We start from the raw sequence: 12209 nt of genomic DNA, 5'->3' as shown, positions 1-12209 counted from the left end.
TTATGGTAACCGCCGCGTTCACCATTTTCTTCGGGCTTGAAACACACTTTATTTGATTTTTAGCCATTGCCTGCGCAGGCGAGCCTCGCACGCCGGTGAAATATTGACTTTTGTGCGGCGCACAATATATTGAGGTGCATTGCACAATGGCGCCCCGAAGAAGGACGCCTCAACCGTCAAGGGAATCGTGAAATGACCCAGACCTATGAGGACTTCAGCAAATACGGCAAGGAATTCGCCGACACCGGTTTGAAGAGCTTCGCTTCGCTCTCCAAGGGCGCCCAGGCGATCGCCACCGAGGCCGGTGAGTACACCAAGAAGAGCTTTGAGGCCGGCAGCGCTGCTGTCGAGAAGCTGTTTTCGGCCAAGTCGCTGGACAAGGCGATCGAGATCCAGACCGACTATGCCAAGCAGTCCTACGAGGCATTCGTCGCCGAGGCCACCAAGATTGGCGATCTCTATGCCGAACTCGCCAAGGAAGCCTACAAGCCGTTCGAATCGATAGTTGCCAAGGCGAAGTAATTTCGCCCGGGCGAGGTAATTTTCGCCCTGACACATTCAGATCCGGCCCTTTGGGCCCGGGACAAAGCCCGGTCGCGGAAACGCGGCCGGGTTTTTTCATGCTAATTTCCGGTTCGCGGCGGCGTAGCGCTTCACGATTGCGAAAATCCGCCAAGTTTGGTCACCTAGCCATATTGTCAGCTAACCAGAAGGGCTTAAAATCGTCCATCGAACACCTACATGTCGAACTCGCATGAGGATTCGAACGAGGCAGGATTACGTGACGATCAGTTTGACTGCCATGAGACAAGTGGCGCGGATGCAAAACGGCGGCGGCGACGGCAATGAGGCCGGCCGCGGGACGGCCGTTATCACGCGCACCAAAACCAAGACCAAGAAGCCCAGCCTTTACCGGGTCCTCATCCTCAACGACGACTACACTCCCATGGAGTTCGTGGTTCACGTGCTGGAGCGTTTTTTCCAGAAGGACCGCGAAGCCGCCACACGCATCATGCTTCATGTTCACAATCATGGAGTGGGCGAGTGCGGGGTCTATACATTCGAGGTGGCCGAGACCAAAGTGTCTCAGGTCATGGATTTCGCCCGACAGAATCAGCATCCGCTGCAATGCGTGATGGAGAAGAAGTGAGGTAACATGCCGGCTTTCTCCCAAGGCCTGGAAAAGGCGCTTCACCAGGCGCTGACGCTCGCCAATGAGCGGCACCATGAATACGCAACCCTTGAACATCTGCTGCTCGCGTTGATCGACGACACCGAGGCGGCCGCCGTCATGCGCGCCTGCAACGTCGATCTCGATGAGCTGAAGCACACTGTTCTGACCTATATCGACACCGAGCTCGACAATCTGGTCACCGGCTACGACGAGGATTCCAAGCCGACCGCCGGCTTCCAGCGCGTCATCCAGCGCGCGGTGATCCATGTGCAGTCGTCGGGCCGCGAGGAAGTGTCGGGTGCCAACGTGCTCGTCGCCATCTTCGCCGAGCGCGAGAGCCATGCCGCCTATTTCCTGCAGGAACAGCAGATGACCCGCTACGACGCGGTCAATTACATCTCGCACGGCATAGCCAAGCGCCCCGGCGCATCGGAAACGCGCTCGCCGCGCGGGGCCGATGACGAGCAGGGCGGCCAGAATGGCGCCGAGCCGCAAGAGGAAGGCGGCAAGAAGAAGCAGCAGCAGGACGCGCTGACGGCTTATTGCGTCAACCTCAACAACAAGGCCAAGGCCGGCAAGATCGACCCGCTGATCGGCCGCGAGTCGGAAATCAACCGCACCATCCAAGTGCTGTGCCGCCGCTCCAAGAACAACCCGCTCTATGTCGGCGATCCGGGCGTCGGCAAGACGGCGATCGCCGAGGGTCTCGCCAAGCGCATCGTCGAGGGCGACGTTCCCGAAGTGCTGCACAACGCCACTATCTTCGCGCTCGACATGGGCACGCTGCTGGCCGGCACGCGCTACCGTGGCGATTTCGAGGAACGGCTGAAGCAGGTCGTCAAGGAACTCGAGGACTATCCGGGTGCGGTGTTGTTCATCGACGAGATTCATACGGTGATCGGGGCAGGAGCCACCTCGGGCGGCGCCATGGACGCGTCGAACCTGCTGAAGCCTGCTCTGTCGTCGGGTGCGATCCGCTGCATCGGCTCGACCACCTACAAGGAATTCCGCCAGTTCTTCGAGAAGGACCGCGCTCTGGTGCGGCGCTTCCAGAAGATCGACGTCAACGAACCGACCATCGAGGACGCCATCGAGATCATGAAGGGCCTGAAGCCCTATTTCGAGGAGTTCCACAAGGTCCGCTACACCTCGGAAGCCATCAAGGCTTCGGTCGAGCTGTCGGCGCGCTACATCAACGACCGCAAGCTGCCGGACAAGGCGATCGACGTGATCGACGAGACCGGCGCCTCGCAGATGCTGGTGCCGGAAGCCAAGCGCAAGAAGACCATTGGCATCAAGGAGATCGAAGCAACGATCGCTACCATGGCGCGCATCCCGCCGAAGACGGTTTCGGCGGATGACGAGAAGGTGCTGCAAGGCCTCGATATCGAGTTGAAGCGGGTCGTCTATGGCCAGGATACTGCCATCACGGCGCTGACCTCGGCGATCAAGCTGGCCCGTGCCGGATTGCGCGAACCGGAAAAGCCGATCGGCTCGTATCTGTTCTCGGGTCCGACCGGTGTCGGCAAGACGGAAGTGGCCAAGCAACTAGCCGCCTCGCTCGGCGTCGAGCTGATCCGCTTCGACATGTCGGAATATATGGAACGCCACACCGTTTCGCGGTTGATCGGCGCGCCTCCCGGCTATGTCGGTTTCGACCAGGGCGGCTTGCTCACCGACGGCGTCGACCAGCATCCGCACTGCGTGCTGTTGCTCGACGAGGTCGAGAAGGCGCATCCGGATCTGTTCAACATCCTGTTGCAGGTCATGGACCACGGCAAACTGACCGACCACAACGGCAAGCAGATCGACTTCCGCAATGTCATCCTGATCATGACCACCAATGCGGGCGCATCGGATGCGCAGCGCGCGGCGATCGGTTTCGGGTCGACCAAGCGCGAAGGCGACGATGTCGAGGCGATCAACCGGCTGTTCACGCCGGAATTCCGCAACCGTCTCGATGCGATCATCCCGTTCGGCTCGCTGCCGGTGCCGGTCATCCATCAGGTGGTGCAGAAGTTCGTCATGCAACTCGAGGCGCAACTCTCCGAGCGTGGCGTCACCTTCGACCTGTCGCCGGATGCGATCGCCTGGCTCGCTGACAAGGGCTATGACGAGCGCATGGGCGCGCGGCCGCTCGGCCGTGTGATCCAGGAGCACATCAAGAAGCCACTGGCTGACGAGGTGCTGTTCGGCAAGCTCAAGAAGGGCGGCACGGTGCGCGTCACCGTCGAGAAGAAGGAAACCGGCGAGACCGGCCTGAAGCTCGAATCGCTGGCCGACGAGGCGCCGGTGAAGCCGAAGAAGGAAGAGCCGGAAGACGCGCCGAAGCCGCCCAAGGCAGTGGCCAAGAAGCCTGCAGCCAAGAAGGTCGTGGCGCAGAAGCCGGAGCCCAAGGGCAAGGATGGCGGCAAGCGCAGCCTGGTCCCGCAACTGCCCCGCAAGGGCTGATCGGCACGCACTCGAAAAAGCCCCGGCAACGGGGCTTTTTTTCATTTTTGAGCAATGGGGTGGCTATGCCAGGCCAGATCGTCATCCTCAACGGCGCGCCGCGGTCGGGAAAATCGAGCATCGCTCGCGCCATTCAGGAAAGCTTCGATGGCGCATGGATGAATCTGGGTGTCGACAGCTATGCCCAGATCATACCGTCGCGACTTCGCCCGGGAATAGGGTTGCGACCTGGAGGCGAACGCCCCGACCTCGAAGTCTTCGTGCCGCACCTTTATGCCGCCCTCTACGAATCGGTCGCGGTGCACAGCCGGCTGGGGCTGAACGTCGTGACGGACGTCGGCCATCACGATGCCTATTCGAAGCCGCTCGATTGCCTGGCCGATTGCGCGCGCCGTCTCGCCGGCCTGCCGGCGCTGTTCGTCGGCGTTCGCTGTCCGATTGAAATCATCATGGAAAGGCGAGCCGCCAGCGAGGCGGGCCGGGGTTATGTCACCGGCTCTTCGGACGATCCCACGCCTTTGCCGGTGCGTATGTGGCAAGAAGCGGTGCACCGGCCGGGCATATATGATCTCGAGGTCGATACCTCGGTCCTCAGCCCTGAACAGTGCGCACAAGCGATCCGCCAGCGCCTGCGTGATGGCGCTCAGCCGGGTGCGATCGAGCGCTTGGCTCAAGCCGCTAGCTAGACTTTCTCCTGCCCCCGAAACGAAGTTCGGCTCAGCTTCCCAGCGCCGCCCGTATTTTCTCGGCGTTCCCGGCCAGCACTTCGGGTTTCTCCATCTCACCGCTATGCGGCTTCAACGGGATGCCGTCGAAGCGCGGGATGACATGGACGTGCAAGTGATAGACGGTCTGGCCGGAGGCCGGCTCATTGAACTGCAGGATGGTGACGCCGTCGGCATCGAGCGCCTTCTTGACTGCCAGCGCCACTTTCTGGACGACGGTAAAAAGCGGGCCGAAGGTCGACGGATTGGCGTCGAGCAGGTTGCGCGACGGGGTTTTTGGCACAACCAGCGTATGGCCGGGTCCTTGCGGCATCACATCCATGAAGGCGACGACGGCGTCATCTTCGTAGACGCGGTGCGAAGGGATTTCGCCGCGCAGGATCTTTGCGAAGATGTTGTTGGTGTCGTAGGCGGCCTCAGTCATGGCGAACGCTCCGGATTGTGCCTCGCGTCCCGTGTAGCGAAGCTCTTCCGGAGCGGCAAGACGATGTGGCGGTACGATCAGGCGAGATCGGCCATGCCAGAAGGCCTGCTACTCCTCGAGATCCTTGCGAAACGGCGTATGTTCTTCGAGATAATCGCTCATCCGCTCCACTTCGCGCCGCTCGCGCTGGAGATAGTCGGCCACCGCATTGCGCAGGCCGGGGTGCGAAATGTAGTGCGCGGAATGCATCGTCACCGGCCGGTAGCCGCGCGCCAGCTTATGTTCTCCCTGCGCGCCCGCCTCCACCACCTTCAGCTTGCGTTCGATGGCGAAGTCGATGGCCTGGTGGTAGCAGACCTCGAAATGCAGGAAGGGATGATCCTCGATGCAGCCCCAGTTGCGGCCGTAGAGCGCGTCCGAGCCGATGAAATTGATGGCGCCGGCGATGTAGCGGCCGTTGCGCCTGGCCATCACCAGCAGGATATCATCCGCCATGCGTTCGCCGATCAGCGAGAAGAACTGGCGGTTCAGGTAGGGGCGGCCCCATTTGCGGCTGCCGGTGTCCATGTAGAAGGCGAAGAAGTCGTCCCAGGCCTTTTCCGTCAGGTCCTTGCCGGTCAGCCAGTCGATGGTGATGCCATCGGCAAGCGCCTCGCGCCGTTCCTTCTTCATCGCCTTGCGCTTGCGAGAGGCAAGCGTGGCGAGGAAGTCGTCATAGGTCGAAAAACCTTCGTTGAAGAAGTGGAATTGCTGGTCGGTGCGGTGCAGGAAACCGGCGGCCTCGAGTGTCGCCACGTCGTTTTCCTGCGCGAAGGTGACATGCGCCGAGGACACGCCGAGCTTGTCGGTCACCATTTTGAGGCCGGCGGCAAGCCCGGCCCTCACCGCATCCGGATCCTCGCCTTTGCCGACCAGCAGGCGAGGGCCGGTGACCGGCGTAAACGGCACGGCGCATTGCAGTTTCGGATAATAGCGGCCGCCTGCGCGCTCGAAGGCGTCAGACCAGCCGTGGTCGAACACATATTCGCCCTGGCTGTGCGATTTGAGATAGCAGGGGACGGCGCCCAGCAGCCTGCCTTGCGCGGTCTCCAACCGCAAATGATGTCCCTGCCAGCCGGTGCGCCGCACGGCGCAGCCGGAATCCTCCAACGCGCTTAAAAAAGCGAATGAAACGAGCGGATTATAGCCGTTTTCCGCATCGCCGCGCGTGGTGCCGGCAAAGCCGTTCCACTCATCGCAGGTGAACGCGCCGATGCCCGCGGCGATACGGATCGAATAGTCCGCATTTGCAGTTTGCCCGTCGCCATCGTCGCCCTGATCCATGAGGCTTATTTAAGCTCCATCCGGGGCGCTACAAGTCACGTTTCAGACACTCCGCTCAAGCGACTTTGACCAACTCGGGTTCGAACCCTTCGAATGTCATCTGATCGGCGTATTTGAAGGTCAGGTCGATCGCGGGCTGATCATGCACCGTCCAGGTGATGACAGGCATTTTGAGCTTTTCACGCACGAAACTGACGAACGGGTTCGGCAGGTCGCCGGCGGCGTAGGAGGTGAAGGATAGCTCATGCGCCAGCATGGAAAAATGCGCCTCGATCAGCTTGAGGTCCTTGCCGTAGGCGGTCAAGCCGGCGGGAATGCCGGGTGCATGTTTCGGGAAGTCACGGATCAGCCAGTGATCGAACGACATGATCGCCGCCTTGCCCTTGTAGCGCTTGAGCATCCTGCCGACACTTGCCACCAGGCCTTCATCGCGGCCGGGAACCCCTTTCAGTTCGACGACCATGGGCACGCGGCCGTCGACGAGGTCGAGCGCTTCCTGCAGCGTCGGCACGCGGTCGGATGTGGCGCCAACCTTGAGCGCGGTCAGTTCGGCCGCGCTGCGCTGCCAGACGAAACCGTCCTCTCCAGTCAGTCTTTTCAGGTCGTCATCATGGATGATGACGGGAACGCCGTCCGACGACAGATGCACGTCGCATTCGATGGCGTAGCCCCGTTCGGCCGCGGCCGTGAAGGCGGAAAGCGTGTTTTCCCAGCGCGTCTTGTTCATGTCGTGGAAGCCGCGATGGGCAACGGGCCGGGCGGTTAGCCAGGATAGATCGGTCATGTCAGGCCTTCGTTCATTCGACTTCGAAGATGGCTTCGATTTCCACTGCGGCATTAAGTGGCAGGGAGGCAGTGCCGACGGCGGAGCGGGCGTGTTTGCCGCGCTCGCCAAGGGCGGCGACCAGGAAATCGGAAGCGCCGTTGGCAACCAGATGCTGTTCGACAAAGTCGGGGGCAGAGGCGACGAAGACGGTGATCTTCACCAGCCGGCTGATCTTCTCCAGGTCGCCGAGCGCAGCCTTGGCTTGCGCCAGAATGTTGATCGCGCAGTATCTCGCCGCGTCCTTGCCGCTTGCCGTGTCGACGTCACGGCCGAGCAGGCCGCTCGCCTGCAGCTTGCCGTCCTTGAGCGGCAATTGCCCGGCGGTGAACAGCAGATTGCCCGACCTGCAGTAGGGAACGTAGTTGGCGGCAGGTGCGGCGGCGACTGGAAGCGTCACGCCGAGATCACTTAGCCGCTTTTCGATTGTTTCACTCATTGCTTTTCCCTATTGCTGGAAGGCGCCGCGCTGGCGGGGCCGAAATTGCTATTTTTGCCTCGCTTCCGCCACGACTTTTTTTAAGCTGGACCATCTTTCCCTGCGGCCTGCCATCAGCCGCGACGATCGGAGTACCTCATGCGCGCAGCGCGCCTCGCATTCCACGCCGTTCTGTTATCGGCGGTGTTCCCGATAGTCCCCGCCTTCGCCGTACCGGCGCTGCAGGCGCATCGCGCCGTGTATGACCTTACCCTCAAAAAGGCCTCCGACCGCTCCGGCATAACAGGTATATCCGGTCGCATGGTCTACGAATTCAACGGTTCGGCGTGCGAAGGTTATACGGTGAAATTTCGCTTCGTCACCCAGATCGTTACCGGCGAGGGCACGAAGCTGACGGACCAGCAGACGACGACTTTCGAAGATGCCGAAGGCAAGACTTTTTCCTTCGTGACCAAATCCTTTGTCGACCAGAACCTCGACAAGGAGGTCAAGGGCATCGCCACGAAAGACGCCAAGGGCCTCAAGGTCGATATCGACAAGCCCGAGAAGAACAGCCTGGAACTCGCCGCCACCCAGTTTCCGACCCAGCATCTGGTCGAACTGATCGGCAAGGCCGAGAAAGGCGAGAATTTCTACCAGACGAACCTGTTCGACGGCTCGGAGGACGCAAATAAGGTGATGGCGACCACTGTTGTCGTCGGCAAGAAGACCGAAGCCGACAAGGTCGATCCGGAGGCTCCGGCGCTGGCCAAACTCGCCACCGACAAGTACTGGCCGGTCGACATCGCCTATTTCGACGACAGCGCCCAGAACGGCGAGGAAGTGCCGGAATACCGGATCAGCTTCAAGCTGCACGAGAACGGCATCACCCGCGATCTCACCATGGACTATGGCGACTTCTCGATGACCGGCAAGCTGGTCAATCTTTCGCTGTTCGACCAGACAAAGCCTTGCGCGGTATCGAAGTAGCAGAGTTGCGCAATTGAGCTGGCCGCGGCGGGCTTGATGGCGGTCTACGTCGATGCGGCGATCTGGAAGTGGGCCGGCCATCGCTGGTGCCACCTGATGGCCGACGACACCAACGAGCTGCATCGCTTCGCCGCCGCGCTTGGCGTCAAGCGTTCGTCCTACCAGGGACCGCCCAAGACATCGGCCCCGCATTATGACATAACCGGCTTCGAGCGCGACCGCGCGGTGCGGCTCGGCGCCATCGAATGCAGCCGCGAGGAGATCGTCGCGATCTTCCGGCGCGTGCGGGTGCCCAATGGAAAGGCCAAGCGATGACACCAACGGCATTTCTGGCTTATTGCGCCGCCGTCACACTCGCCGCCGCCACGCCGGGGCCTGCGATGTTCACGGTCATCACCAATGGTGTGTCGCGCGGTTTCCTTCGCGCCTTCATGGCCGGCGTCGGGGTTGCCGCCGGCGATGCCGTGCTGGTCACTCTGGCGCTGCTCGGCCTTGTGGCGCTGGCGCAAACATTCGAATGGATCTTTCTCCTGTTGAAATATGCCGGCGCCGCCTATCTGATCTTTCTCGGCATCAGGATGTGGCGCGCCTCGGCCTCGCAATCGAATGAGCCGCGGACGGCCGAGGCGAGATTGTCCCGGTCCTTTTTCCTTGGCGCGTCCATTGCGCTGGGCAACCCCAAGGCGATCCTGTTCCACGCCTCGATCATGCCGCTGATCCTCAATCTCGACACGCTGACCCTTGTCGATGGCCTTCTGGTGGTGGCCACCGTCATCAGCGTCAACATCCTGACCATGGGGGTCTATGCAGCGCTTGCGGGCCGGGCTTCGGGCTGGTTCAGGACACCGAAGCGCATGCGCCTGATGAACCGGTTTGCCGGCAGCGCCATGATCGGCACCGGCGCGCTGATTGCCGCACGCTGAGCGGGAAAACGCTACCCCGCTTGCGTTTGTCGCGCTTCCCCTCTATATGCGCGCTCATTCCACACACGGACTTTGGTGTCTGCCCGGGAGAAATCCGGCTGAAACCTCCGGTGGCGTTCGAGGACAAAGTCCAAAAATGCCTGTGTCCGTGGAGGCTAACCGGAAAGGAAAATAAGAATGGCTCTGCCTGATTTCAGCATGCGCCAGCTTTTGGAAGCTGGCATCCACTTCGGCCACCAGACCCATCGCTGGAACCCGAAGATGGCGCCCTACATCTACGGCGCTCGCAACAACATCCACATCATCGACCTCTCGCAGACGGTGCCTTTGCTGCACCAGGCGCTGAAGCAGGTTTCCGACACCGTCGCCAAGGGCGGCCGCGTGCTGTTCGTCGGCACCAAGCGCCAGGCGTCCGACATCGTCGCCGATGCGGCGCAGCGTTCGGCCCAGTACTATGTCAATTCGCGTTGGCTCGGCGGCATGCTGACCAACTGGAAGACGATCTCGAATTCGATCCAGCGCCTGCGCAAGCTCGACGAGATGCTGGCCGGCGAGGCCCAGGGCCTCACCAAGAAGGAGCGCCTGAACCTCGACCGCGAGCGCGAAAAGCTCGACAAGGCGCTGGGCGGCATCAAGGACATGGGCTCGACGCCCGACCTGATGTTCGTGATCGACACCAACAAGGAAGCGATCGCCATCCTGGAGGCCAAGCGTCTCGGCATCCCGGTCGTCGCCATCATCGATTCGAACTGCGATCCGGACAAGATCGACTTCCCGATCCCTGGCAATGACGACGCAGCGCGCGCCATCCAGCTCTATTGCGACCTGATCGCCAAGGCTGCGATCGACGGCATCGCCCGTCAGCAGGGCGCGCTCGGCGTCGACATCGGCGCTTCGATCGAAGCCCCGGTCGAGCCGGCGCTCGATCCGGCTCCGTCGACCGAGACCCCGCAGGCGTAAAACGGCGAGGGCCGGTTCCGGCCTTCATCTTTCTAATATTTTGGCACGCTAAACGGACGCATCATCGAGTACCGGTGGTGCGTCGGTGCATTTAAAACAAAGAGGCGACAATGAGCATTTCGGCTGCACAGGTCAAAGAACTCCGCGACTTGACCGGCGCGGGCATGATGGACTGCAAGGCGGCGTTGAACGAGACGAACGGCAACATGGAAGAAGCCGTCGACTGGCTGCGCAAGAAGGGCATCTCCAAGGCCGACAAGAAGGCCGGCCGCACGGCGGCCGAAGGCCTGATCGGCGTCGATGCCGGCGTGCGCGAAGCTGCCGTCGTCGAGGTCAATTCCGAGACCGACTTCGTCGCCCGCAACGCTGCATTCCAGGAAATCGTCGCCAACGTTGCCAAGGTTGCTCTCGCCTATGGCACGACGGAAGCCGTGGCTGCCGCGAAGTATCCGGGTTCGGATAAGTCGGTCACCGACACCATCAAGGATGCGGTCGGTACCATTGGCGAGAATCTGGGCTTCCGCCGCTCGGCCAAGCTGACCGTTCCGCACGGCGCCGTTGCGACCTATGTCCACAACGCGGTTGCCGACGGCCTTGGCAAGCTCGGCGTGCTGGTTGCGATCGAAACCACCGGCAATGAGCATGCCGCAAATGCCTTCGGCCGCCAGGTCGCCATGCATGTCGCCGCCACCAACCCGATGGCGTTGACGGCGGAGCAGATCGATCCGGCAGCGGTCGAGCGTGAGAAGGCGATCTTCTCCGATCAGGCGCGCCAGTCCGGCAAGCCGGAAGCCATCATCGAAAAGATGGTCGAGGGCCGCATGCGCAAGTTCTACGAGGAAGTCGTGCTCCTGAAGCAGGCCTTCGTGCTCAATCCCGACATCACCGTCGAGAAGGCGCTGAAGGATGCCGAAAAGGAAATCGGCGCGCCGGCCAAGATCACGGCCTATTTGCGCTTCGCGCTCGGCGAAGGCATCGAAAAGGAAGAGACCGATTTCGCAGCGGAAGTCGCGGCGGCGGTCAAGAAGTAAACTTCCTACTGCTTTATTCCAAAAGCGTCTTTCTGCCGGACGTCCGCAGGGATGTCCGGCTGATTTCTTGTGCGGTGTCGATAAAGGCCCGCAGTTTCGGCGCCATCGCCGCCCGGCGCGGGAAATAGAGGAAAAGGCCGGGTTCCTCGATTGCCGATTGCGGCAGAACCTGCACCAGGCGGCCGGCCGCAAGATCGGCGCGCGCCAGCGGCTCGAACATATAGGCAAGGCCCACTCCGGCAAGCGCCAGGTCAATCGCTGCGAGCGAATCCGTGACGATGGCCGTACCGCCGGTCTGCACCACGACATCCTTGCCGTCTTCGGTCAAATCCCAGCGATAGAGGGCACCGGAGCGGACAAGCCGGTAGCCGATGCAATTGTGGTTGGCGAGATCGGCCACGCTGCGCGGACGGCCGCGGCGTCCGATATAGGCGGGCGAGGCGACGATGACGGTTTTGAACGGAGGCGTGAGCCGCACGGCCACCATGTCCTGCGCGATCATCTCGCCTAGCCGGATGCCGGCATCAAAGCCTTCGCCGACGATGTCGACCAGCCCCTGGTCGGCGAAAATCTCCACCGTAACGTCCGGATAGCGCTCGGCCATCGCCGCGACGACAGGCGTCACCGCCAACGGAATCGCGATGGTGGAGGCGTTGATCCTGAGCAAGCCGGAGGACCTGCCCTTGACGCTGCGGATTCGATCGATCCGTTCACCAATATCCTGAAGGGCAGGAGCCGCGGCCTCCACCAGCGCCTTTCCGGATTCGGTCAGCGAAACACTGCGCGTCGTGCGCGCGAACAAAGGCTGGCCGATACGCTCCTCGACCAGCCGTACGGCGTGACTGACCGCCGACGGGCTCATGCCGAGTTCGGCCGCCGCGAGCGCGAAGCCGCCACGCCGGGCAACGGCAACGACCACAGGCAGATGTATGAGGAGATCACGATCCATTCATGAGCAATATCGCAT

General features: G+C 61.7%; 14 protein-coding genes. 9 read left to right on the top strand and 5 right to left on the bottom strand.

Going from position 1 to position 12209, the window contains the following annotated elements:
- Positions 1–192: 192 nt before the first annotated feature.
- The 4 genes from ACLGL5_RS24215 (at position 193) to ACLGL5_RS24200 (ending at position 4311) form a co-directional block, all read left to right on the top strand.
- A complete protein-coding gene (locus ACLGL5_RS24215; protein ID WP_010909566.1) occupies positions 193–522 on the top strand; it encodes a phasin family protein in 330 nt (109 codons plus the stop codon).
- Between the two features lie 298 nt (positions 523–820).
- On the top strand, positions 821–1150 hold the full coding sequence (gene clpS / locus ACLGL5_RS24210; RefSeq protein WP_010909565.1) for an ATP-dependent Clp protease adapter ClpS: 330 nt from the start codon (positions 821–823) through the stop codon (positions 1148–1150).
- 6 nt (positions 1151–1156) lie between these two features.
- The gene (clpA, locus tag ACLGL5_RS24205) at positions 1157–3625 is read left to right on the top strand and encodes an ATP-dependent Clp protease ATP-binding subunit ClpA (protein WP_010909564.1); all 2469 of its coding nucleotides are present in this window, start codon (positions 1157–1159) and stop codon (positions 3623–3625) included.
- Between the two features lie 65 nt (positions 3626–3690).
- A complete protein-coding gene (locus tag ACLGL5_RS24200) occupies positions 3691–4311 on the top strand; it encodes a chloramphenicol phosphotransferase CPT family protein (protein ID WP_019858218.1) in 621 nt (206 codons plus the stop codon).
- A gap of 31 nt (positions 4312–4342) precedes the next feature.
- Here ACLGL5_RS24200 and ACLGL5_RS24195 read toward each other — a convergent pair whose 3' ends face one another.
- The 4 genes from ACLGL5_RS24195 to ACLGL5_RS24180 all read right to left on the bottom strand — a co-directional run bounded on the left by ACLGL5_RS24195 (position 4343) and on the right by ACLGL5_RS24180 (position 7359).
- Entirely contained in the window at positions 4343–4774 is a 432-nt protein-coding gene (locus tag ACLGL5_RS24195) for an HIT family protein (RefSeq protein WP_019858217.1), read from the bottom strand.
- A gap of 108 nt (positions 4775–4882) precedes the next feature.
- A complete protein-coding gene (locus ACLGL5_RS24190) occupies positions 4883–6097 on the bottom strand; it encodes a GNAT family N-acetyltransferase (protein WP_038646888.1) in 1215 nt (404 codons plus the stop codon).
- A 55-nt stretch (positions 6098–6152) separates the two neighbouring features.
- Positions 6153–6881 carry a glycerophosphodiester phosphodiesterase gene (locus ACLGL5_RS24185; protein WP_038646886.1) on the bottom strand — a complete coding sequence of 243 codons (729 nt, stop codon included), beginning with the start codon at positions 6879–6881 and terminating at the stop codon, positions 6153–6155.
- Positions 6882–6894: 13 nt separating this feature from the next.
- Complete coding sequence (locus tag ACLGL5_RS24180; protein ID WP_038646884.1) at positions 6895–7359, bottom strand: RidA family protein; 465 nt, start codon at positions 7357–7359, stop codon at positions 6895–6897.
- A 138-nt stretch (positions 7360–7497) separates the two neighbouring features.
- Here ACLGL5_RS24180 and ACLGL5_RS24175 point away from each other — a divergent pair, with 138 nt between their 5' ends.
- The 5 genes from ACLGL5_RS24175 to tsf all read left to right on the top strand — a co-directional run bounded on the left by ACLGL5_RS24175 (position 7498) and on the right by tsf (position 11242).
- The gene (locus tag ACLGL5_RS24175; RefSeq protein ID WP_069092194.1) at positions 7498–8328 is read left to right on the top strand and encodes a cell envelope integrity EipB family protein; all 831 of its coding nucleotides are present in this window, start codon (positions 7498–7500) and stop codon (positions 8326–8328) included.
- Positions 8329–8364: 36 nt separating this feature from the next.
- Positions 8365–8643: a DUF4031 domain-containing protein gene (locus ACLGL5_RS24170; protein ID WP_069092193.1), complete on the top strand. Its 279-nt coding sequence runs from the start codon at positions 8365–8367 to the stop codon at positions 8641–8643.
- Positions 8640–9251, top strand: coding sequence for a LysE family translocator (locus ACLGL5_RS24165; RefSeq protein WP_019858209.1), 612 nt, complete (start codon positions 8640–8642; stop codon positions 9249–9251). Before ACLGL5_RS24170 ends, ACLGL5_RS24165 begins: the two co-directional genes overlap by 4 nt.
- Before the next feature lie 177 nt (positions 9252–9428).
- Entirely contained in the window at positions 9429–10211 is a 783-nt protein-coding gene (gene rpsB, locus ACLGL5_RS24160; protein ID WP_064985515.1) for a 30S ribosomal protein S2, read from the top strand.
- A gap of 110 nt (positions 10212–10321) precedes the next feature.
- Positions 10322–11242: a translation elongation factor Ts gene (tsf, locus tag ACLGL5_RS24155; RefSeq protein WP_010909555.1), complete on the top strand. Its 921-nt coding sequence runs from the start codon at positions 10322–10324 to the stop codon at positions 11240–11242.
- Between the two features lie 13 nt (positions 11243–11255).
- Here tsf and ACLGL5_RS24150 read toward each other — a convergent pair whose 3' ends face one another.
- Positions 11256–12191 carry a LysR family transcriptional regulator gene (locus ACLGL5_RS24150; protein ID WP_069092192.1) on the bottom strand — a complete coding sequence of 312 codons (936 nt, stop codon included), beginning with the start codon at positions 12189–12191 and terminating at the stop codon, positions 11256–11258.
- Positions 12192–12209: the final 18 nt, after the last annotated feature.

It is taken from the genome of Mesorhizobium sp. U510 (assembly GCF_059180695.1).
This window is presented reverse-complemented; position numbering and strand designations above follow the sequence as displayed.